The sequence below is a fragment of the Microbacterium sp. genome, assembly GCF_047606685.1.
Lineage (GTDB): Bacteria > Actinomycetota > Actinomycetes > Actinomycetales > Microbacteriaceae > Microbacterium.
In genome coordinates, this window is record NZ_JASGEC010000043.1 from 1 (window position 1) to 22,945 (window position 22,945).

Here is a 22,945-nt window from a genome sequence, read left to right on the forward strand (position 1 = left end):
CACGACTCGACCCGCGCCGCCGCGCTCTTTGACGGCCGCCGCGGGCGCTCCGCCCGCGGGGGCCCCGGGGAGGGGGGCGGTGGGTTGCGTGTGCGTGGCCGCCGCTTGGGGGCTTGGGGGCACGCCGAACGCATGGCCGTGCGCAGAGGCGGACGGCGCGGGCTGCCCGGCGTACTGGCCGTACGTCGGGCGGGGGGCAGCCGACGGGGGGGCGATCGGCTGCGGGGCAGAGTAAGGCTGGCCAGACGACGCGCCTTGCGCGTACGCCGGCGGCACGGGCGGGACCGGCGGCGTCTGCGCCGCGGCCGGCGAGCTCGGCGTGATCCCGGTCTCGTCGCGGTCGGTCGCGGGGGTGGTGCCGTCGGTGCGGTCGCCGTTGCTATCGGTCATTCTTGCTCCTTCTGCCAAGACTCTCCCAGCGTGCGATCCGATGCTGTGCGTTTCATATGCCGAGGTTGGGATGGCCCTATGGGGATACTCTGACCTGGTGCAGCACATCAGTGGCGCGTGGCGCCGAACCGCTCAGGGAGCAGGGCTCCTGTCGCCGGATGGGTCCGTGGCACCGACCATCTTCGCAGAGATGAGCGCTCTCGCGGCCCGCACCGACGCGATCAACCTCGGGCAGGGGTTCCCCGACGAGGACGGCCCCGACGACGTGTTGGAGGCGGCGCGCGAGGCCATCGCGAACGGCGTGAACCAGTACCCCCCGGGCCGTGGCATGCCGGTGCTGCTGGACGCGATCGCCGAGCACCAGCGGCGCTTCCACGGGCTGGCCCCCGACCCCGAGCGCGAGGTCCTGGTCACGGCCGGCGCCACCGAGGGCCTTGCGGCGACCCTGCTCGCCCTGGTCGACGGCCGCGACGACGAGGTCGTCGTGTTCGAGCCGTATTACGACTCGTACGCGGCGTGCGTGGCGCTGGCGGGGGCGACGCTCGTGACGGTGCCGCTGCGCTGGCCGGACTTCCAGCCCGACCTGGACGAGCTCGAGGCGGCCGTCACCGACCGCACGCGCGTCATCCTCGTGAACAACCCGCACAATCCGACCGGCGCGGTGTTCACTGGAGAGGTGCTCGCCAAGGTCGTCGAGCTTGCCCACGCGCACGACGCTGTGATCGTGGCCGACGAGGTGTACGAGCATCTGTCGTTCGTTCCGCACACGCCGGTGGCGACGCTGCCGGGCGCGCGCGAGCGGACAGTGTCGATCTCGTCGGCCGCGAAGACGTTCGCGACGACGGGCTGGAAGATCGGATGGCTGTCCGCCCCCGCCGACCTCGTGACCGCGATCCTGTCGGTGAAGCAGTTCTTGACGTACGTGAACGGCGCGCCTTTCCAGCCGGCGATCGCGGTCGGCCTGGGCCTTGCCGACTCCTACTTCACCGGCGTCGCCGACGACATGCGGGGCAAGGCGGAGCTGCTCGGCGACGGTTTGGCCGCGGCGGGGTTCGCGGTCTCAAAGCCGTCCGGCTCGTACTTCACGGTCGTGGATGCCGCTCCGCTCGGCGCGACCGACGCCCACGAGTTCTGCCGAATGCTTCCCGAGCGGGCGGGCGTCGTCGCCATCCCGCTCACCGCGTTCGCGACGCCAGGGCGGCGCGCCGAGTACGGCACGCTCGTGCGGTTCGCGGCGTGCAAGCGGCGCGACGTGATCGAGGAGGCGGCGTCGCGCCTGGGCGCCCTCGGTGGCTGATCCTGCCGAACGGCCGGTGGCTCAATCCCCGGGCTCGACGCGGTAGCGGCGCAGCCGCAGTGCCGGGTTGACGCGGCGGACGCGCTCCACGGCGTCCTTGTCCAGCCAGGCGATTGCGACATCCGTCCCCGTGCCGACCGTCGCGACCTCGACGCCCTGCGGGTCCACGACCGCCGAGTTGCCGACGCCGAGCGGCGGCGGATGGTCGGCTGCCGCCACGTAGACGGTGTTCTCGATGGCCCGCGCGTGCAGCAGAGTGCGCCAGTGGTGCTCTTTGAGCGGGCCGCGCACCCACTCGGCCGGCACGAGCACGACGTCGGCGCCGGCGTCGACGACAGTGCGCGCGAGCTCGGGGAAGCGCACGTCGTAGCAGGTCATGAGGCCGAATGTGAGCGATCCGACCGTGAATGTCTGCGGCTCGTCGAGCGCGCCCGGCTCGATCCAGTCCGACTCCCGCTGCCCGAACGCGTCGTAGAGGTGCTGCTTGCGGTACACGGCGACGACGCCCGTCCCGTCGACGGCCACGACCGTGTTGCGCACGCGGCGGCCGTCGCCGCGCTCCAGGAGCCCCGCGACGACGTGGATGCCGTGGTCGCGGGCGAGCTCGACGAGCGCCGCGACGAAGGGCCCGTCGAGGTCTTGCGCGTTGACGGCGAGCGTGTCGTCCATCGGATCGACGAAGTAGCTCGAGTACTCCGGGAACACCACCAGTAGCGCTCCCCTGTCCACGGCCCGCTGCGCGAGACGGCGCAGCTCGCGCAGGTTCGCGTCCGTGTCGGCGCCGGGGGCGAACTGGGCGACGGCGACGGCGACCGAGGAGTCAGTCATGGCAATTCCCTTCCTCGGCGGGTGGTGCGGATGATCGCGGGCACGATGAGCCACGCTCCTGCAGCACGCCGATCCACTCGCGGCCGACGGCCACCGCGTGCGGGTCTTCGTCGGGGGCCATGCTCACATCCTCGCCCGCGGCACTCGCACGGGCAACTCGATCGGAACGAAGAAGGCGCCCCTTGCGGGACGCCTTCTCCATTTGTTGCGGGGACAGGATTTGAACCTGCGACCTCTGGGTTATGAGCCCAGCGAGCTACCGAGCTGCTCCACCCCGCGGCACGAGGATCAAGCCTAGCACGGGTTCCGCGCGTCGGCGCGCCCCGGGCGCCGCATCCCCTCCGAAACCCGCTGCCTCCGCCGAAACCCACTCTCGCCGCCGAAACCCGCGCGCCACAGGTGGGTCTCAGCGCCACAGGTGGGTCTCAGCGCCGCAGGCGGGTCTCAGCGCGGCAGGTGGGTTTCGCGGGAGCCGAGGCGCAGCGCGGCCCGGGCTCTCAGCCGGTCTGCTGCTCCTCCAGCTCGAGGAGCTCCTGGACAGCGTCGGTGAGGCGCTTGTCGGCCTCGCCGTACTTCGTCCAGTCGCCGGCCTCGAGCGCCGTCTGGCGGTCAAGGAGCGCCTGGCGCGCGGTCTCCAGCGCCTGCTGGTACTCCGCTGTCGGGTCGGTCGGCGACTCCGTCTCGCCCGGCGTCGGCTCCGGCGTGGAGGTGCTCTCGTCGTCGGGAAGGTTGACGCCCGAGTCGCCGCCGAACAGTTCGTCCAGAGCCTGGTCGAGCGTGTCCTCGAACGCGACACGGCTGCCGAACGACACCAGGATCTTCTGCAGCACCGGCAGCTGCGTGCCACCGGAGGACTGCACGAACACCGGTTGGACGTACAGCAGGCCGCCGCCGACCGGCAGCGTCAGCAGGTTGCCGTTGAGCACGCGCGACTGGTTCTGGTTCAGCAGGTTGCTGAACGATGACACAGAAGGGTTCGCGTCGAACGTGTTCTGCACCTGGCCGGGGCCGGGAACCGTCGTCTCGGCGTCGATCACCAGCATCCTGAGCGTGCCGTAGTCGGCCTTCTTCTTGCCGTCCTCCGAGCCCGCGTCCGAGTCGACGGCGAGATAGCCCATCAGCACGTTGCGCGCGCCGGCGCCGGTCGCCTGCGGGATGAACGTCGTGAACATCGAGAACGTCGGCGACTCCTGGCCCGGCATCTTCATCGTCAGGTAGTACGGCGGCTGCAGCCGGTTCTTGTCCTGCGGGTCGTTGGGCGTGGCCCAGCGGTTGTCGCTGCTGTAGAACGACGCCGCGTCGGTGACGTGGTACTTGCCAAGCATCGCCCGCTGCACCTTGAACAGGTCGGTCGGGTACCGCACATGGCTCATCAGCTCGCCGGACATCGCGCTGATGGGCTTGAGCGAGGACGGGTACACCTTCTGCCACGCCTTGAGCACCGGGTCGGTCGGATCCCACGCGTACAGCGTGACCTTGCCGGAGTACGCGTCGACGGTCGCCTTGACCGAGTTGCGGATGTAGTTGATGTTGTCGATCGCGAAGCGCGGCTGGGTGGTGTTGGCGTCGGTCGTCGCCGCATCCAGGCTCACCGTCGTCGAGTACGGATAGGTGGCCGCCGTCGTGTAGCCGTCGACGATCCACACGATCCGCCCGTCCACGACGCTCGGGTACGGGTCGTTGTCGAGCTCGAGGTAGGGCGCCGCCTTCTTGACGCGCACCAGCGGGTGCCGGTCGTAGAGGATCTGCGAGTGGTCATTGACGTAGTCGGAGAAGATGATCTGCTCGGACTGGAACTTCAGCGCGTACACGAGCTTGTTGAAGATGTTGCCGATGCTCGGGCCGCCGTCGCCGGTGAAGGTGTACTTGGTGTTGGTGGCGCCGTCGGTGCCGCGCGGATAGTCGAGCTCGACCGGCGCCCCGTCGCTCGGGGCGCCGACGATCGAATAGGTCGGCGAGTACTCGCCGAAGTACACGCGCGGCTCGAACTCCATGTCGGTCAGCGCGCCGGTGGCGGGGATGCCGCGCTCGAGGAACACCGGGTTGCCGTCGGCGGTGCGCTCGTTGCCCTTGGCAGCGACCAGGCCATAGCCGTGCGTGTAGACGACCGTCGTGTTCTGCCACGTCGCCGACGTGCCGAGCTCAGTGAGATTGAGCTCGCGCACCGACACGACGGCGTCTTGCGTGCCGTCCTCGAGCTCGTAGCGGTCCACGTCCAGCGGCGTCTGGAACTGGTAGTACGAGCGGTACTGCTCGAGCTGCTTGACGGTGGGCGTGATGATCGCCGGGTCCATGATGCGGATGGATGCCGTCGTCTCGGCGTCCTGCCGCAGCTGGCCGGACTCGGCATCCGTCTCCGCCGTGAACTCCGTCTTCTCCAGGCCCTCGATGCCGTACGCGGCTTTGGTCGCGTCGATGTTGCGCTGGAAGTACTCGCTTTCCAGGCTCAGCTGGTTGGGCCGCACCTGGACGGTCGTGACGATCCACGGGTAGGCGACCTGCACCACGATCGCCGAGACGATCAGCAGGGCGGTGGCGATGATCGGGTAGCGCCAGCGCCCGACGAAGGCGGTGACGAAGAAGAGGATGGCGACCAGCACCGCCGCGATCGCGAGGATCGTCTGGCCGGGGATGACGGCGTTCACACCCGTGTATCCGGGCCCGGTGATCATGTCGCCCTGCTCGACGAGCGTCTTGTAGCGGTCGAGCCAGATGCTCGCGGCCTGCACGAGCAGGTACAGCCCCGCGATCACGGCGAGCTGGATGCGCGCCGCCTTGGAGATGCGCAGCTCGCGCTGGCCGGCCCGCACCGACCCGTAAAGGTACGCGACGACCGCGGTCACCAAGAGGCAGATCAGCAGCGTCGCCGAGACGAAGCCGAGCAGGGCGCTGTAGAAGGGCATGCCGAACAGGTAGAAGCCGGTGTCCATGCCGAACTGCGGGTCGGTCGTGTCGGTGGCCACGCCGTTGAGCCACAGCCACGTCACCTCCCACTGGGCGGAGGCGGCGAAGCCGGCGAAGAAGCCGAAGAAGATCGGGATGCCCCACATCGACAGACGGCGCAGCGGCTCGATGACCTCCTGGTAGCGGTCGAGCTGCGAGCTCAGCCGCGCGTACACGGGCCGCAGCCGGTAGGCGAGCTGGATGGCGAGCCACACCGGCACCGCCATGCCCACGAAGCCGATCGCGAACATCACCACGCGCGCGATCCACTGGGTGGTCAAGACGTTCTGATAGCCCAGCTGCGTGAACCACAGCCAGTCGGCGTACAGGTTCGAGAAAGCGAAGAAGCCCGCGACGAGAACGGCCAGCACGGCGAGCGTGATGGCGATGGCGCGGCGGGATCGACGGGGTGTGGCCTGGTTCGGCGCAGAGGTCGTGGTCACCCGTCCATCCTAGGCAGGCTGTTCTGGACGAAGGCCCACAGCCAGCGCCTACGGGTCGAGGTCGGCCGCGGTGCACGTCGGCAGCGCGTCGAGGTCGCCGCCGTCGGCGATCGCCTGCACCGCGGCGAGCGCGTCGTCGAGGTCGTCCACCGCGAACACCCGCAGGCCGTCCGGCACGTGGCCCTGCACTTCGTTGCAGTTCGTGCGCGGCGAGAGGAAGAAGTCGGCTCCCGCGTTCTTCGCGCCGTAGAGCTTTTGCCGGATGCCGCCGATCGCCCCGACGACTCCGTCCGCGGTGATCGTGCCGGTGCCGGCGATGTCCTCGCCGCCGTTGAGCTCGCCGGGGGTGAGCGTGTCGATGATCCCGAGTGCGAACATCATGCCCGCGCTCGGGCCGCCCACGTTGTCGAGCTGGATGGTGACGTCGATGGGGAAGTCGAAGTCGGTGGTGAGCGTGACGCCGATGATCCACACCTTCTCGCCGTCGGCCTCGGCCTGCTTCGGGGTCACGGTCACGTCCCGCCGCGTCCCGTCGCGCTCGATCGTGATCGGCACCGGCTGGCCGTCGAGCTCGTTGATGGCCTCGCGCAGTTCGTCTGCGCTGGCGACCTTCTCGCCATCCGCCTCCACCACGGTGTCGCCGGGCTCCAAGACGCCGGCGGCCGCGGCATCCTCCAGCACGTCGTACACCTCGATGTGGCTGTTCACGTCGTAGTCGAGCTTTTGCAGCGCGGCCGCCGTCGCCTCCTTCTGCGAGTCGACCATCATCGCCGCGCTCTCCTCGTCGCGCTGCTCGGTGGTCTGCCCCGCCGGGAAAACGGCCTCCAACGGCATCACGGCGCGGGCGGGGTCGAACCACGCCAGGGCGAGCTCGAACCACGAGGGCGTGCGCTCGCGGTTGCCCACGATCTGCACCGTGAGCAGGTCGAGCGAGCCCGCCGTCGGGAACGTCTCGGCGCCCTCGACCGAGATGAGCGGCGTCGTCTCGCCGTCGGGGCCCGCCGTCTCGCCGAGCGTGTCGTAGACCGGGCCGGGCTGCTGGATGACGAACGACGTCGGCAGGAATGTCATCGCCAGCAGAGCGGCGAGCGCGAGCACGAGCGCCCACATGCCGCCGACCATGCCGCGGGGCGCGCGGCGCCGACGACGCGCGGGCACGATCTCGACTGGCTCGTCGAACAGCGCCACAGCTCCGCCTTCCGGTTCGTTCGCGACCGGCGTAAGCAGGCCCGAGAGTGCGAGGACTCGTGCGACTAGCGTAGGACGCAACCGGCTGAAAGGCGGCTGAAGTGGCTGATGACGACGACCGCAGCCCCGAGGACGAGTTCCAAGAGCTGATGCGGCAGCTATTCGGCGCGTCGGGGGCGAACCTCGACCCCGAGCAGCTCTCGCGCCTGTCGGGGCTACCGATCGACCCCGCGATGATGTCGACGGTCATGCAGCACCTGCAGAGCGCCTTCGCGAACGCGGGCGACGGCGGGATCTCGTGGGATGTCGCGCAGCGCCAGGCGCTGCACATCGCCAACCAGTCGAGCCTGGGCGTGACCGACGGGCAGAGGTCCGACCTCGGCCAGGCGTTCCAGCTGGCCTCCCTGTGGGTGAGCGAGGCGACGGCGATCTCCGAGCTGTCCGAGCCGCCGCGGGCGATGACCCGCGGCCAGTGGGTGGAGGCGACCCTGCCGGTGTGGCAAGAGCTCGCCGAGCCGGTCGCCACGAGCATCGCCGACGCGCTGACGCGCACGCTCAGCGAGCAGGCGCCCGAGGAGCTGCAGGGCGTGGTGGCGGGCGCGGGCCGGCTCATGCGCGGCATCGGCGGCACATTGTTCGCCACCCAGCTCGGGCACGTCGTGGGCCGGCTGTCGACCGAGGTCGTCAGCGGCGGCGAGGTCGGCATCCCGGTGATGCCCGCCGGCGCCGCCGCGATCCTCCCCCAGAACTTCGCCGACTTCGCGACCGGCCTCGAGGTCGAGCAAGACCAGTTGGCGCTCTACCTGGCGGCACGCGAGCTCGCGCACGCGCGCCTGTTCCGGCACGCGAAATGGCTGCGCCTGCACGTCATCTCGCAAGTGACCGACTTCGCGCGGGGAATCGACGTCGACACCGAGGCGCTCGAGGAGCTGGCGTCGCGCTTCGACCCGAACGAGCCGGAGGAGCTGCGCGCGGCCCTGGAAAGCGGCGCGCTGCTGCCCACGCGCACAGACGCCCAGAACGCGGCGCTCGCGCGCCTGGAGAACCTGCTCGCGACGATCGAGGGCTGGGTGGACGTCGTGACGGCGGATGCCACCGGCCGCCTGCCGCACGCGGACCGCATCGCCGAGGCGGCCCGTCGCCGGCGCGCCGTCGGCGGGCCGGCGGAGCAGGCGCTGGGCTCGCTCGTCGGACTCGAGCTGCGGCCGCGACGGCTGCGCGAGGCCGCGGCGATGTGGCGCGCGGTGACCGACGCGGTCGGGGTCGACGCCCGCGACGCGCTGTGGGACTACCCCGACTTCATGCCCTCGTCCGAGGACATCGACGACCCCGCCGCGCTCATCGCCCGGCTCGAGGCTCGCGCGCGCGGCGAGGAGCCCGCGCGCGACGCGTTCGACGACGCGCTGGAGGCGCTGCTGTCGGGCGAGGCCGGCGGCGCCGAAGACGGGGACAGCCCTTCGGAGGACCCGCGCCCGGTCTGACCCCGGCCACAGCCCGCCGATGCGCGCGCTCTGTTCCTGCACAAGCCCACGAAGGCGGCTCCTGGCCGGGCATGCCTGTGGATAACCCCCGCGGTGTCTGACCGGCTTGCGAGAATCGGCGCATGACCCGATTGCGCCTCGACCCTGCCGCTCCTCCGCTCTGGCGCGACGCGCGCACGCTCCAGTTCGGCGTCGACCCCGTCACGATCGTCGAGGACCCGCCGCCGTGGCAGCAGCTCCTCGTCGACGAGCTGGAGCGCGGCATCCATCTGCACGCCGCCGAAGTGCTCGCCACCGCGGCGGGCGCGACCGTCGCCGAGGTGCGCGGCTTCCTCGCGCTGCTGCGCCCGGTCATCCGGACGCTGCCGGATGCCGCGCCGCTGCGCGTCGTCATGGAGGCCGAGCCGGGCGATCCGGCGACCGACGACGTGCGCGAGGCGCTCGCGGCGACCGGCATCGACGTCGACCTCGTCGACGGGCGCGACCGCACGCCCCGCATCGAAGACCGCTCGCTCACGCGCGTGCTGGTCGCCCACCACGTGGTCTCGCCCGACCGGGCGCGGGCCGCGATGCAGGACGACGCTCCGCACCTGCCGATCGTGTTCACCGCCGCCGGCGCCGAGATCGGCCCGCTCGTCGTGGGCGGCCAGACCGCGTGCCTGGCGTGCGTCGAGGCGCACCGGCGTGACAACGATCCGGCCTGGCCGATGCTGTTCGTGCAGCTTCTCGGGCGGGCGCCCGCCCACGTGAGCCGCGTGCTGGCGTTCGAGGCGGGCCACCTGGCCGCCCGCCTCATTCGGGGCGAGGGCCCGAAGCCCGGTGCGCCCGTGCGTGGGACGACGGCGCGGCGCGAGCACTCCGTTGCGCTCCGCTCCGACTCGATCCGCCGGGAGTGGCGCAGCCACGCGCCTCATCCAGAGTGCGCGTGCCAATTTCCGCAAGGAATCGCGACGGCGACCGCGGCGAGCGACCTCGACCCCGCGACCACGAGAGTGAGAGAGTTCGCCCGGCCCGCGTGATCCCGACGTAGGCGAGCCGCCGCTCCTCGTCGACCTGCTCGAGCGTCGTCGCGTACGAGATGGGAAGGAGCCCCTCCGACAGCCCGGCAATGTGCACGTGCGGCCACTCCAGCCCCTTGGCGGCGTGCAGGGTCGACAGCGTCACGGTGCCCAGAGCCGGCTCGTGCTGGTCTTTCGCCCGTGCCACGAGCGTGTCGGTGAACGCCCGCAGCGTCGCGCCCTGCCCCGCCGACTCCGCCAAGCGCATGAGCGCGGCGCGGGCCTCCCACGCGTCGCGCAGCGCGCCGCCGGCGGGAGGAGCCTGGTCGGTGTGGCCGAGCGAGCGCAGCACGTCGCGCACGGTGTCGATGAACGTCGTCTCGATCGGGGCGACGGACGCGGCACGCAGCGCCATGATCGCTTGGCGCACCTCCGGCAGGTCGAAGAAGCGCTTGCCGCCGAGGACGGTCGCGGCGACCCCGCGATCTGCCAGCGCCTGCAGCAGGAGGCCGGACTGCGCGTGCGCGCGGTACAGCACGGCGATCTCGCGCGCGTCGACGCCCGACGCGAGCTGGGCGGCGACGGCGCTCGCGACCCCCGCCGCCTCCGCCTCGTCGTCGTCGTGGTCGGTGACGACGGGCCGGGGCGACAGTGCCTCACCCCGCGCGGCGACAAGCTGCAGTGCGCCCGCGCGGTCGCGCATGAGCGCGTTCGCGACCGCGAGGATCGCGGCATCCGATCGATAGTTCGCCTCCAGGCGCACGACGCGCCCGTCGGGATGGCGGGAGGCGAAGCCGAGCAGGAACCGCGCGTCGGCGCCGGCGAACGAGTAGATGGTCTGGCTCGCATCGCCGACGACGCACAGGTCGCCGCGGTCGCCCAGCCACAGCTCGAGCAGCCGCTGCTGCAGCGGCGAGACGTCCTGGTACTCATCGACGGTGAAATGGCGGTACTGCTCGTGCACCTGGTTCGCTACCCGCGGCTCCGCCTCGAGCATGCCGGCGCACGCGAGCAGCACGTCCTCGAAGTCGAGCTGGCGCCGCTCGTCCTTCAGCTTCTCGTACGCCCGATGCAGGCCGACGACCGCGTCGAGGGGGAGGTTGCCGATGGCCGCCGGGCGGTCGCGGGCGTAGTCGTCGATCGAGCGCATCGTGACCTTGCGCCATTCGATGCCGCTGGCGACGTCGCGCAGGGTCGCCGTGTCGGCGCGGATGCCGAGCCCGTCGGCGGCGTGCGCGAGCAAGCGCACCTTGTTGTCGATGAGCGAAGGGGCCGAGTCTCCCGCGAGCGTGGGCCAGAAGTACGACAGCTGGGCAAGCGCGGCGGAGTGGAACGTGCGGGCCGCGACTGCGGGCACGCCCAGCGCGCGCAGCCGGCCGCGCAGCTCGCCGGCCGCCTTGGCCGTGAAGGCGACGGCCATCACGCGGCTCGGCGAGTACGCCCCGGTGTCCACGCCGTGCGCGATGCGGTGTGTGATGACGCGCGTCTTGCCGGTGCCCGCGCCGGCCAGCACGCACACGGGGCCGCGCAGCGTCGTGGCCGCCTCGCGCTGGCGCTCGTCGAGGCCGGCCAGCGGATCGGCCGTCATTCGCGTTCCTCTGCCCACTCGCGGATCAGCGCGTGCGCGATCGACGCGCTGCCGGGCAACGTGACGTCGGAGCCGCCGGCGAACGCGACGCGGATCTCGGCGCGCTCGAACCAGCGCACCTGCACGATCTCCTCGCCGTCGGCGCGTGCGTCGCGGTCGGCGACGGCGCGCGCGCGGAAGCCGAGCATGAGCGAGCGCGGGTACGGCCACGCTTGCGACCCGCGGTACGACGACGAGGCGACGCGGATGCCGGACTCCTCCTCGACCTCGCGGGCCACGGCGGCCTCGAGCGACTCGCCGGCCTCGACGAACCCGGCGAAGCACGAGTAGCGGTCTTGGCCCCACAGCGCGTTCGACCCGAGCAGCAGCCGCTCGCCGTCCTCGCTCTCGACCGCGACGATCACCGCGGGGTCGGTGCGCGGGAAGTGCTCGCGCCCGCACGCCGTGCAGCGGCGCGACCACCCGGCCGTCTCCACCTCGGCCAGCGCCCCGCACGCGGGGCAGTGCGGGGCCTCGATCAGCCAGCGCGCCAGCGACAGCGCCTCGACGAACACGCCGGCGTCGGCGTCGTCGAGGTCGCCCCCCACTTCGCGCAGGCCGGCCCAGCCACCCGGCGCCGCGACCGGGTCGGGCGCGCCGGCGGCGAACGCGGCGCACAGCACGGGGCCGGCGCCATCCCTCCCCAGAAACGCCCACACCGCGCCGTCGGGGATTTCGGAGACCGCCGCGAACTGCAACGCCGTCGCGTCGCGCGACGGGTCGGCCAAGGGCGCCTCGTCGCCGCGCACGACGAGCACGCGCGCTGCGGGGTCGGCGCGCGCGTCGTCGAGGAGGCCAGCACGGAGGCGCTCCCCCGCGGCGCGGTCGATCAGCGCGCGAGCGAGCGGGGGCGGCTGCGCGGACATCGACTACCTCTCTCGCGGGCGTGGCGCGGGGGCGCTCGCGCGGGCCACACCTACCCTGGGGGCATGACACGCTCACCCCTCACTCTAGCCGCGGCCGCGTCGGCGGCCCTGCCCCGGGTCGGCGTGGTCGCGGCCGGCCCGTTCACGACGAACAGCGCCGGACGCTACGACTCCGCGGTGCTCGTGCTCGACGACGAGCGCGACGCGGTGATCCGGGTTCCCGTCGACGAGGAGGCCGCCCGAGATCTCGCCGCCGAGGCGCTCGCGCTGCGTGCCCTCACGCCCGGCGTGCGCGAGCTGCTCGGGGTGCGGGCGCCGCGCGTGCTCGGCGACGCGCGGCTGCGCGATGCCCACGCCGTGGTCACCGATCTGCTGCCCGGCTACCAGGTCGAGGCGGCGCACGTGCCCGGCGGGCCCGGCGCAGCCGTCTCGATCGGCCAGGCGCTGGCATCCGTGCACGCGCTCCCGGCGACCGTGGCCCGCTCGGAGGGGCTGCCCGTGCGCACGCCGGAGGAGTTGCGCGCCGACACGGCCGCCCTCCTCGACCGCGCCGACGCGATCGACCGCGTGCCGCGCACGCTCATGGCCCGCTGGCGCGGGGCCGTGGCCTCCGACGACGTGTGGCGGTTCGAGCCGACCGTTGTCCTCGGCGGCGCGGGCGCGACATCCTTCGTCTTCCAAGACACCGAGGCGGGCCCGACGGTGACCGGCATCCTCGACTGGCACGGGCTGTCGGTCGGCGACCCGGCGGTGGACCTGGGATGGCTGGCCTCGGCGCCCGACGCGGCGGACGACGTGTTCGACGCGTACCACCGGGCCGCCCACCGCTCCCCCGACGCCCTGCTGCGCTCGCGGTCGCGGCTGCACGCCGAGCTGGAGTTCGCGCGGTGGCTCGTGCACGGCGCCGAGCTGCGCGACGCCAGCATCGTCGACGACGCCGTCGCGCTGCTCGAGTCGTTGGCCGACACCGTGCACGACGACGACCTCGTGCCGCACGCGTTGGGCGAGCCCCTCGACGACGCGCTCGCGATCCTCGACCTCGAGCCGCCGGCCGCCTCCGACGTCGACACATCGATGCACACCGACGCGTACGACCCCGAGGAGCTCGCGCAGTACGTGGCCGACGAGAGCGGGCAGGATGCCGCCGAGGCACCGGCCGACGAGGGCGAGACCGGCCCGATCGACCTGGTGGCGTGGGCCGAGGAGCGCGCCGAGCGCGACGATGCCGACCCGCTGGTCGCCGCCGAGGAGGCCGAGCGCGCGTCGCGCGAGGCGCTGCGCCGCTGGGCGGCATCCGAGTAGTCGGAGCCCGCGCCTCCGACCCCTGACCTTATCGAGGGGCCCGACGGACTGCGCCAAATCTCCTGATCTCGCGTAGTCAGGCCGATCCGTCGCGCGGTGTCCTGACTCCGCGAAATCGCCTGATCTGGCGAACGCGGATGGCGCAGCTCGGCGCGTTTCGTCTCGCCTTCGGCTCGCGGGGCGGCCGGGGAGCGCGGGCGCCCTTCGACAAGCTCAGTGGCCGGGGGTCAGGGGCCGGCGGGCGGCCGGACTAACCGCGGAGGGTGAAGTTGTCGCCGACGTAGAACAGGGCGACGTCGATGTCGGCCAGCGGCACGCCGTGCTTGGCGTGGTACGCCTCGCGGTACAGGTCGAGCTGCAGCATCCGCTCCTTGCGCTCCGCGGCGGTGCGCGGCGGCTTGCCCGTCTTCCAGTCCACGATCTCGATGCGCTCGCCCCGCCGGTAGACGGCGTCGAGCTTGCAGACCACGATGTGCTCGCGGCCGTCCGGGCCGATGCGCGTGAAGTCGATCTCGGTCTCGACCTCGATGGGCTGAAGGCCCGCCCATTCCGACCGCAAGAACGCCTGCTTGAGCTCGGCGAGCCGCGCCGAGTCGTGAGCCGACGCCGAGGAGGCGTCATCCTCGCCTGCTTCCCAGAGCCCGTCGTCGATCGACCCGCCGCGACCGCTCAGCCCCGACCGCTCCTCAACCCACGCGTGGAACAGCGTGCCGATCCGCGTCGCCGGATAGGGGCGCTCGGGCATCGGCCGCGCCAGATCGGCGGCCGCCGCCGCGTAGTCGGCGACGAAGTCCTTGTAGCGGGATGCCGGGATCCTCGCCGGCGCGACCGCGGTCGCAGGCGCGCTGCGCTCGGCGCGCTCGCGCAGCAGCAGCGCGAGGTCGGCCTCGGGCTCCGCGGGCTCGGTCGCGTCTACAAGCGCCGCGGCGGCGGCCACCGCCTCGCGCCTCGCGCCGAGCGGATCGATGGGCCACTGCAGCATCCTCCGCTCCCCCGTGTACGGGTCGTCGCCCGCTTCGTGCGCGGGAAGCTGCACGCCCAGCTCTTCGGCGATCGCGTCCAGGAACGCCGACCGCCGCCGCGGCCTCTTCGTGCCCGCCCAGCTCGAGCCGGTCAGCAGCAGGTGGTCACGGGCACGGGTCACGGCGACGTAGGCGAGCCGCGTCTCCTCCTCGCGCTGCCGCGCCTTGTTCGCCTCGACGAACGCGCCTAACGCGTCTCGCAGGTCTTGCTGCGTGGGCACCTGGTCGCGCGACCACGCCAGCCGCGGCAGCCACGCCGCGTCGCCGCGGAACTCGTACGGCAGCACGCCGAACGACAGCCATCCCCTCGTGTCCTTCGCCTTCGTGGGCAGCTCGTCCTCGACGAGGCGGACGACGGCCACCGCGTCCCACTCCAAGCCCTTGGAGCCATGGATCGTGAGCAGCTGCACCACATCGTCTTCCGGCGGCTCGGTGCGCGGCGCGAACTCGTCCAGCCGCTCCGCGTGGTCGAGCCACGCCAGCAGGCTCGGCAGCGAGCCCGCCTCGTCGGTGGCGAGGAACGCGTGCAGCTCGTCGGTGAAAGCGCGCAGCTGCGCCGACGCGGTGCGCGCGGGGCCGCGGCTCTCGTTCGCGGCCAGCTCGATATCCAGGCGCAGCTCGAGCTCGATGAGTCGCACGAGATCGGGGATGGGCAGGCTCGACGCGCGGCGCAGCCCGTCGAACACGGCCGCCGCCTCGCGCAGCCGCTCGCGCGCCTGGGGGGTGAACGCCGCCAGCCAGCCGTGGTCGAGAGGATGCCGCAGCACGAAGTCGAGCGCGTCGATCAGCGACCCCTGCTCGTCGCCCGACGACTGGCGGACGCGCTCGGCGACCTCGGGGGCGAGCGGCTGCAGCGCGCTGTCGTGCCTCGCGATGCGCCGGGCGAGCTGGCTGAGCACGCGCAGGTCGGCGAGCCCGATCGCCCAGCGCGGGCCGGCGAGCAGGCGAATGAGCGCCGACCCCGCGGTCGGATCGCTGATGACCCGCAGAGCCGCGACGACGTCCACGACTTCCGGGGTGGACAGCAGCCCGCCCAGGCCCAGAATGCGATGCGGGATGCCGCGGGCGCCCAGCGCGTCGCCGAACCGGACCATGTGCTTCTTGCTGCGAAACAGCACAGCCCCGCTCGTGCCGCGGCCGGAGGCGCGGCGGCGCCCGCGCACGCGCTCGAACCACGCCGCTACCCGGTCGGCCTCGGCGTCGATGTCGGCGTCGAAGGCGAGCTCGACATGGCCGGCCGGCGCGTTCGGGCGCGGCCGCAGCTCGCGCACGGGCACGGGCGCAGTGACCGCGAGCGGGCGCAGCACCGCGTTGGCGGCATCCAGCACACGACGGCTGTTGCGCCAACTGGTGAGCAGCGAGTAGGCGCCCGGCTCGCCCGCGGGCCCTGCGAACGCCCGGGCGAACCCGCCCAGGTTGCCGGCGCTCGCGCCGCGCCAGCCGTAGATCGCCTGGTGCGGGTCGCCGACGGCCATGACGGCCGTGCCCCGGAAAAGCTCCGCGAGCAGGCCGGTCTGCACGACCGAGGTGTCCTGGTACTCGTCGAGCAGCACGACACGGAACCGCTCGCGCAGCTCGGCGACGACGGCGGGATGGCTGCGCGCCACCTCGAGCGCGCCCGCCACCTGGTCGGCGTAGTCGAGCACGCCCAGCCGACGCTTTCGCGCGTCGTACTCGCGCGCGAGGCCGACGAGCACGCCCAGCCCGCCGACCTTCTCGGCGGCCTTCGCCACGTCGGCGTACACCGACGTGCCCTTGCGCGTCGACGGTCGCTCGAGCACGTCGGCGAAGCCGTCGGCGAACGCCGCCAGCGCGTCGAGGTCGACGAGGTTGTCCACTCCGTCGCGGGCGATGCGCAGTGCGCCGTCGATGATGCTCCGCGGCGCCTCGTCGCGAGTTTCGAGCCGCTCGTCGTCGGAGTCGAGCACGACGCGCCGCATGAGCAGCCACGCCGCCGATTCACTCAGCACGGCCGCCTCGGCATCCCGTCCGATCCGCACGGCGTGCTCGCGCACGACCGCGTCGGCGAAGCTGTTGTACGTCGACACCGTGGGCCGGTGCAGCAGCGCGTCGGCGTCCGGCGCCCGGTCGGCCGACTGCCCGTGCGCGCGCGCCAGGTCGTCCATCGCCTGCGCGCGGGCGGCGGTGCCGCCCCCGGCCTGCTCGAGGTCGAAGAACACGTCCAACCGCCCGGCGGCGTGGAGCTCGGGCAGGGCGGGGATGAGCCCCCGGCGTTCGAACTCCGCCAAGCGGGCCAGCCGCTGCTGCACGCGCTCGGCGAGCTCTCCCGCGGCCTTGCGGGTGAAGGTCAGGCCGAGCACCTCGTCGCGGCGCACCGTGCCGTTCGCGACCAGCCACACAACGCGCGCCGCCATCGTCTCGGTCTTCCCGCTGCCGGCGCCGGCGACCACGAGCGCGGGTTCAAGGGGCGATTCGATGACGGCGGTCTGCTCGGCGGTGGGCGGGAACTGCCCGAGCGCCGCCGCGACGACAGCGGCCGACAGCGCCGTCATGACGCGCTCACGGCCTTCACCGTGTGGATGCGGCACAGCCCGTGCGAGTAGTCGTCTCGGCAGTGCTCCTCGTAGGGAGCCGCGAATGCGGCGCCGCGCATGACCGACACTGCGGCGCGCACGCGGCCTACGAACGCGGCGCGCGTGTCGTCGTCGAACGGCGGCTGGCACGGGGTGGCGTACGGCTTCGAGGAGCCGGTGCTCAACACCAGCAGCTTGGCGCCGCCGGAGGGAAGGCCGGCGGCCTGCCCGATCGCGCCCGACTCGAACGCGAGCTGGTACGCGGCGAGCTGCGGATTGTCGGCGACCTTGGCATCGGAGGTCGGCTCGCTCTTGCCGGTCTTGAGATCGACGATCACCACCGACCCCTCGGGCGTGAGCTCGACGCGGTCGATGTAGCCGCTGAGCACGACGCCGTGGTCGAACGCCTCGCCGTCGTCGAGCGGGATCGCCACCTCGAAGTGCGGCTCGGCGCCGATGAGCCGCCCGCCCTCGTCCTCGAAGCGCCGCAAGTACAGGTCGAGTCGGCGCACCAGGTCGCGCGCCCTCGCCCACTCCGCGCGGGCGCGCCAGGCCGACTCGAACTCGAGCTCGCCCCACCGGGCCTCGACCACGCGCCACAGCGCCTCCTCACCCGGCCCGGTGGCGTGCTCGAGCGCGGAGTGGATGATCGTGCCGAGCCCCGTCGCCGCGCCCCCGGCGTCGCCGCCGAGGTCGCCGATGGCCCAGTTCAGCTCGCACTCCTCCAGAGCGTGCAGCCGCGACGGCGAGACGCGCACGTCTTCGCGGCTGAGGTCGCGCAGCGGCGCGTCGGTGGTCGGCTCGCGCATCCCGTACCACTGCGCGACGGCGGCGCCGGGCACGCCCGCCTCGGCGAGCAGGGCGAGCTGGCCCGGAGCGACCGCGCGCTCGCGCGGGAGCGCCGCGGGGTCAGTCAAGGCGCGCCGGTGCCGTGCCACGAGCCCGCGCAGCGACAGCGGATGCTCCATCGCCCGCGTCGCCTGTTCAGCCTCGCCGAGCAGTTCGAACAGCACGCTCGGGCCGCTGTCGTCGTCGTCGACGGCGGTCACCACGAGGCGGCTCCGCGCTCGCGACACGGCGCGCACGAACAACCGCAGCTCGTCGTGCATCGCCCCGCGGCGACGATCCAGGATGCCGAGGGCCGCCGCCCCGCGGTCGGCGATCGGGGCGGCGGCGCTCGCGAGCCGCCACGTCTCCAGCAGGCTTCCGCGCAGCCGCGTGTTCGGCCACACGCCGTCCTGCACCCCGGCCACGACGACGGTGTCGAACTCCAGGCCGATCGCCGCGGCGGGTGTCAGCACGCGCACGGCGGCGGCGCGCTCGGGCGCGCCCAGGCGGTCTTCCGCGACATCCGAATCGCGGATGCCGCGGACGAACACCATCGCGTCGCCGGGCACGAGCTCTTCCCCGCGGCGCTCGACGAATCGCTTCGCCGCCTGGAACAGCGCGACGACGGCATCCAGGTCGCGCCCCGCCTGGTCGGCGAGCGGTCCCGTTCCACGTGCCGCCTCGCCCCACGCGCGCTCCAGCCCGGCGCGCTCCCACACCAGCCACAGCAGCTCATGCACGGTCGCGCCGCGCTCCCACTGGTCGCGGAGCTTCTCGATCGTCTCGGACACGCGCGCCGCGCGCCGCGCCTCGCGCGAGTCGACTTTCAGGAACTCGGCGCGATGCGCCAACGCCGAGGCCAGCAGTTCGCGCCCGGACCGCGGCGCGGACGGGGCTGCGGCGAGCTCCTCGTGCCGCAGGCTCGAGCGCAGCCGGCGCAGCGCGATCGGGTCCAGTCCGCCGGCGCTTCCGCCCAGCACGCCCGACACCAGCTCGGGGGACCACTGCGCGGGGTCGGACAACGCCAGCTCGATGAACAGCAGCAGGTCGCGCACCGGGGCGAGCGTGCCGAGCGGCCGCCCCGGGCCCGCCGCGCGAGTGGGCACATCGCGGGCGGCGAGCTCCGCCTCCAACGCGACGACCTGCCGAGTGTCGTGCGCGATGACCGCGCACTCCGACCACGCCACGCCGTCGTGCACGTGCCGCTCCCGCAGGAGCCTCGCAATCGCGTCGTACTCCTCCGACGGCGAGCGCGTCACCAGGGCGCGCACGGTTCCGTCTGGCGCGACGGCCCGCGGCGCGGCGCGGTGGGCGACCACGCCGACCGCGCCGATGCGCTGCGTCACGTCGCGCGCCAGGGCCGTCTGCGCTGCGGTGCCGCGATGCTGACCCGTGAGCGGGTGGATGCCGCCGAGCGAGCGCGCCAGTCGGGCGAAGTTCTCGGGGGTGGCGCCGCGGAACGCTCCCGAGCCGATGTCGGGGTCGCCCGCGGCGAGCACCGCGACGCCGCGCGCGGCGCACGCCTCGAGCAGCTCGATCCCGCCGAGCGTCAGCTCTTGCGCGTCGTCGACGAGCACGGCGCGCAGGCCCGAGAAGGGCCCGAGGCCGGCCGCGTCGGAGCGAACGAGCCCGAGCGCTTCGCGCACGAGGCCCGCCGAGTCGCGGTGCGCTCCGCGCAGGCCGGCCCGCACACCGTGGTACTCGCGCTGGAACGAGGCGAGGGCGCGCCACGCGTTGACCTCGTGCTCGTCGGCCAGCGCGCGCAGCCGATCGGGCTCGATGCCGAGTGTTGTGCACTCGGCGAGGAACGCGCGCAGCTCGTCGCGGAACCCCTTCGTGGAGCGGATGTCTGCGGGCAGCCAGTCAGGCCAGCGCCCCAGGCCCTGCTGCTCGTCGAGCCGATCTCCCTCCAGCAGGTCGTGCAGAATCTGGTCCTCGTCGCCGCCGGTGAGCAGTTGGGGCGGCTCGTTGCCGGCGCGCACTTCGGCGGCGCGCACGAGCTGGAACGCGAACGAGGCGACCGAGCGGGCGAGCGGGCCCGACGTGGCACGGCCGACCGCGAGCGCGAGGCGGTCGCGCAGCGCCGTCGCCGTCTGGCGCGTCGGCGTGAGCACGAGGAGCGCGTCGGGGTCGAGGCCGGCATCGACCAGTCGGCGCGCGCGCTCGACGACGAGCTCTGTCTTGCCCGATCCGGGCGCGCCGACGATCACGCCGGACGCGGTCGGCGCGAGCGCGAGGACGGCGCTCTGTCCGGCATCCCACTCCACGCGCACCCCTCCCGATGTCCCCGGACAAACTATCGAAGTGCTCCGACACTCCCCGTCGCCGCGCGTTCTGATCCTCACCGAGATCAGAGCGTGAACCCCGGCGGCGCTCACGCTTTGATCACGACGGAGATCAGAGCGTGAGTGGGGACAGACAACAAGCGCGACGCCGAGGGTGTTCGCCATCGGCGAGTGCCGCGCGAACCCCGGCGGCCCACGCGTGTCGTAGAGTTTGAAGCGCCTGCACGCCAGCCAGAAGGGGACATCCGTGGAGATCCGCATCGGCATCGCCAACACCGGCCGCGAACTCAGCTTCGACACCAACGAGAGCGCAGAGGCCGTGAAAAAGGCGATCGCCACGGCCCTGGACTCGGCGGCCACGCACGTCGTGCTCGCCGACAGCAAGGGCAACTCGTACATCGTGCCCACGTCGGGCCTGGCCTACGTCGAGATCGGCAGCGAGGAATCGCGCCGCGTGGGCTTCGTCGCCTGACATGCTCATCCTGCTGGCGCTGATCTTCGGGGCCGTCGTCGGCCTCGTCGTCCACTTCACGCTCCCGCACCGCGACACGCGCGGCAGCGCGGTCGGCGCGACTCTGGGCGCCGTCGTCGGCGGCGGCGTGTGGCTCGCCTTCACGTGGCTGGGCATGGAGCAGACCGGCTGGATCTGGCTCGCGTCGCTCGCCGCGCCGATCGCCGTCGTGTGGCTGTCGGTCGCTGTGCTCTCGCGGGCGCGGCTCGCCCACGACCGTCGCGAGCGCGAGCGCCTCAAGATCGCCTGAGCTCAGGCAGCGAGGCCCATCGCGTCCATCCGCCGCGCATGGGCTCCCATCAGGTCGGTGAACACCGGCTCCACCTTCTTCTCGCCTGCCGCGCCGAGCCGGCCGCCACGCAGCGCCGACCGTGCGACCAGCAGCGTGTCGCCCACCAGCCGCCGACCCCACATCGCGAGCAGCGACCGCCACTCCGGATCGCTCGCGATCATCGCGACCAGGAGGTCGACGATCGCCTGGCGGTCGTCGTCGGCGTGCAGGATGCGCGCCACACGCCGGCCGGTGTCGCCATAGCTGGCGGCGAGCGCGTAGTAGAAGTCGTCGAGCATGCCCGCCGTGATGTGCACCGACAGCATCGTCTCCTGCGGCCGCACACCGTGCGTCGCCCGCCGGAACGCGTCGAGCTCCTCGCGAAACGGCAGCATCACGGCGGTCGGGTCGCCACCGCGCTCGCGGATGAGCGCGACGAGCCCCTCGTGCTTGTCCAGCGCGGCGCCGGCGGCGCGGGACAGCGCCGCCTTCTCCGCCAGCTCGGGAGTGGATGCGATCAGCTCGCTGAGGGTCTCGAAGTAGCCCAGTTGCAGGTACGCCGCCTGCCCGAGGAACGTGTCGACGTCGGGCGCCAGCTCCTCGAAATCGACCCGATGCGCGTCGCCGAGATCGCCCCGCGCCCGCAACTGCAGGGTCGCGCCCTCCGGGCGGCGCTGCCAGAACCACCTGACCACGGCATCAGCCTAGACCGACACGCTAGGCTGGTACGGCCCCGGCACAGGATCGGGACCCCGCGCCCGTGGATGAGTAGACGGCGTGGACCGCTTAAGCCCCACGAGGCCCGAACCGGGTCCGCGGGCGTCACAAGGCAGGATCTCACTGCCGGACGGGCTGCAACAGCTATGACCTCGTTCGCCGACCTCGGCGTCGACCAAGACATCGTCGACACCCTCGCATCGCGCGGCATCGTGGACGCCTTCCCCATCCAAGAGCAGACGATCCCCCTCGGTCTTCCCGGGCAGGACATCATCGGCCAGGCCAAGACCGGCACCGGCAAGACGTTCGGCTTCGGCATCCCCGTCGTGCAGCGACTGGGCCTCGACCCGGCGCCGGGCGTGAAAGCCCTCGTCGTCGTGCCGACGCGCGAGCTCGCGGTGCAGGTCTACGAGGACATCGACATGCTGACCGAGAACCGGCCGACCAGCGTCGTCGCGATTTACGGCGGCAAGGCGTACGAGGGGCAGATCGAGCAGCTCAGGGCCGGCGCCCAGATCGTCGTCGGCACGCCCGGGCGGCTCATCGACCTGTCGAACCAGCGCCTGCTCGACCTCTCGAACGCGACCGAGGTCGTGCTCGACGAGGCCGACAAGATGCTCGACCTCGGGTTCCTGCCCGACATCGAGAAGATCTTCTCGAAGGTGCCTGCGGTGCGCCACACGCAGCTGTTCTCGGCGACGATGCCCGGCCCGATCGTGGCGCTGGCGCGGCGCTTCATGTCGAACCCGATCCACATCCGGGCGACAGACCCCGACGAGGGGCTCACGCAGGCGAACATCCGCCACCTCGTGTACCGCGCGCACTCCCTCGACAAGGACGAGGTCGTCTCGCGCATCCTGCAGGCCGAGGGGCGCGGCAAGACCGTCATCTTCACGCGCACCAAGCGCGCCGCGCAAAAGCTCGTCGACGAGCTGAGCGACCGCGGTTTCAACGCCGCGGCCGTGCACGGCGACATGAGCCAGGAGTCGCGGGAGCGCTCGATGGCGGCGTTCAAGTCGGGCAAGCGCGACGTGCTGATCGCGACGGATGTCGCCGCGCGCGGCATCGACGTCGACGACGTCACGCACGTGATCAACCACACGATCCCCGACGACGAGAAGGCGTACCTGCACCGGGTCGGCCGCACGGGCCGCGCGGGCAAGACCGGCATCGCCGTGACGTTCGTGGACTGGGACGACCTGCACAAGTGGGCGCTCATCAACCGGGCGCTCGAGTTCGGCCAGCCCGAGCCGGTGGAGACGTACTCGTCGAGCCCGCACCTGTACGAGGACCTCGACATCCCCGCCGGCACGAAGGGGCGCATCGCGACGGCTCCGAAGTCGCAGCCGCACCGCGCGCAGCCCGCCCGTGCCGCCGACGCCGCGGCCGAGGGCGCGGGCGCGGGCGCCACCCG

General features: G+C 72.6%; 15 protein-coding genes, 1 tRNA gene and 1 pseudogene. 6 read left to right on the forward strand and 11 right to left on the reverse strand.

What is annotated here, in order from left to right:
- Positions 1-390, reverse strand: a pseudogene (locus QM611_RS04615) (hypothetical protein); the annotation flags it as partial.
- Positions 391-487: 97 nt separating this feature from the next.
- Here QM611_RS04615 and QM611_RS04620 point away from each other — a divergent pair.
- Positions 488-1,687, forward strand: coding sequence for an aminotransferase class I/II-fold pyridoxal phosphate-dependent enzyme (locus QM611_RS04620; RefSeq protein ID WP_415078730.1), 1,200 nt, complete (start codon positions 488-490; stop codon positions 1,685-1,687).
- 21 nt (positions 1,688-1,708) lie between these two features.
- Here QM611_RS04620 and QM611_RS04625 read toward each other — a convergent pair whose 3' ends face one another.
- The 5 genes from QM611_RS04625 to QM611_RS04645 form a co-directional block, all read right to left on the reverse strand.
- Positions 1,709-2,515 carry a carbon-nitrogen hydrolase family protein gene (locus tag QM611_RS04625; protein ID WP_415078731.1) on the reverse strand — a complete coding sequence of 269 codons (807 nt, stop codon included), beginning with the start codon at positions 2,513-2,515 and terminating at the stop codon, positions 1,709-1,711.
- Entirely contained in the window at positions 2,508-2,636 is a 129-nt protein-coding gene (locus QM611_RS04630; protein WP_415078732.1) for a hypothetical protein, read from the reverse strand. The genes QM611_RS04625 and QM611_RS04630 overlap by 8 nt, the downstream gene beginning before the upstream one ends.
- An 84-nt stretch (positions 2,637-2,720) precedes the next feature.
- A tRNA-Met gene (locus tag QM611_RS04635) sits at positions 2,721-2,794 on the reverse strand.
- A gap of 218 nt (positions 2,795-3,012) precedes the next feature.
- Positions 3,013-5,901: a UPF0182 family protein gene (locus QM611_RS04640; protein ID WP_415078733.1), complete on the reverse strand. Its 2,889-nt coding sequence runs from the start codon at positions 5,899-5,901 to the stop codon at positions 3,013-3,015.
- 48 nt (positions 5,902-5,949) lie between these two features.
- Positions 5,950-7,089, reverse strand: coding sequence for a PDZ domain-containing protein (locus QM611_RS04645; protein WP_415078734.1), 1,140 nt, complete (start codon positions 7,087-7,089; stop codon positions 5,950-5,952).
- Positions 7,090-7,238: 149 nt separating this feature from the next.
- Here QM611_RS04645 and QM611_RS04650 point away from each other — a divergent pair, with 149 nt between their 5' ends.
- Positions 7,239-8,570 (forward strand): zinc-dependent metalloprotease, encoded by a 1,332-nt coding sequence (locus QM611_RS04650; RefSeq protein WP_415078744.1) that lies wholly within the window; start codon positions 7,239-7,241, stop codon positions 8,568-8,570.
- A 792-nt stretch (positions 8,571-9,362) separates the two neighbouring features.
- Here the strand turns inward: QM611_RS04650 and QM611_RS04655 are convergent.
- A complete protein-coding gene (locus tag QM611_RS04655; protein ID WP_415078735.1) occupies positions 9,363-11,156 on the reverse strand; it encodes an ATP-dependent helicase in 1,794 nt (597 codons plus the stop codon).
- Positions 11,153-12,061, reverse strand: a complete 909-nt coding sequence (gene nudC / locus QM611_RS04660; RefSeq protein ID WP_415078736.1) for an NAD(+) diphosphatase — start codon at positions 12,059-12,061, stop codon at positions 11,153-11,155. Before nudC ends, QM611_RS04655 begins: the two co-directional genes overlap by 4 nt.
- 63 nt (positions 12,062-12,124) lie before the next feature.
- Here nudC and QM611_RS04665 point away from each other — a divergent pair, with 63 nt between their 5' ends.
- On the forward strand, positions 12,125-13,363 hold the full coding sequence (locus QM611_RS04665) for a phosphotransferase (protein WP_415078737.1): 1,239 nt from the start codon (positions 12,125-12,127) through the stop codon (positions 13,361-13,363).
- 250 nt (positions 13,364-13,613) lie between these two features.
- Here QM611_RS04665 and QM611_RS04670 read toward each other — a convergent pair whose 3' ends face one another.
- On the reverse strand, positions 13,614-16,898 hold the full coding sequence (locus tag QM611_RS04670; protein ID WP_415078738.1) for a UvrD-helicase domain-containing protein: 3,285 nt from the start codon (positions 16,896-16,898) through the stop codon (positions 13,614-13,616).
- Entirely contained in the window at positions 16,895-20,014 is a 3,120-nt protein-coding gene (locus QM611_RS04675; RefSeq protein WP_415078739.1) for an ATP-dependent helicase, read from the reverse strand. The genes QM611_RS04670 and QM611_RS04675 overlap by 4 nt, the downstream gene beginning before the upstream one ends.
- A gap of 265 nt (positions 20,015-20,279) precedes the next feature.
- Here QM611_RS04675 and QM611_RS04680 point away from each other — a divergent pair, with 265 nt between their 5' ends.
- A complete protein-coding gene (locus tag QM611_RS04680) occupies positions 20,280-20,504 on the forward strand; it encodes a DUF3107 domain-containing protein (RefSeq protein WP_415078740.1) in 225 nt (74 codons plus the stop codon).
- A gap of 1 nt (position 20,505) precedes the next feature.
- Positions 20,506-20,793 carry a hypothetical protein gene (locus QM611_RS04685; RefSeq protein WP_415078741.1) on the forward strand — a complete coding sequence of 96 codons (288 nt, stop codon included), beginning with the start codon at positions 20,506-20,508 and terminating at the stop codon, positions 20,791-20,793.
- Between the two features lie 2 nt (positions 20,794-20,795).
- On the opposite strand, the gene QM611_RS04690 is transcribed toward QM611_RS04685, so the two are convergent.
- Entirely contained in the window at positions 20,796-21,509 is a 714-nt protein-coding gene (locus QM611_RS04690; RefSeq protein WP_415078742.1) for a ferritin-like fold-containing protein, read from the reverse strand.
- Positions 21,510-21,677: 168 nt separating this feature from the next.
- Here QM611_RS04690 and QM611_RS04695 point away from each other — a divergent pair.
- Positions 21,678-22,945 (forward strand): DEAD/DEAH box helicase (locus QM611_RS04695; RefSeq protein WP_415078743.1); only part of this gene is annotated, 1,268 nt, incomplete at its 3' end.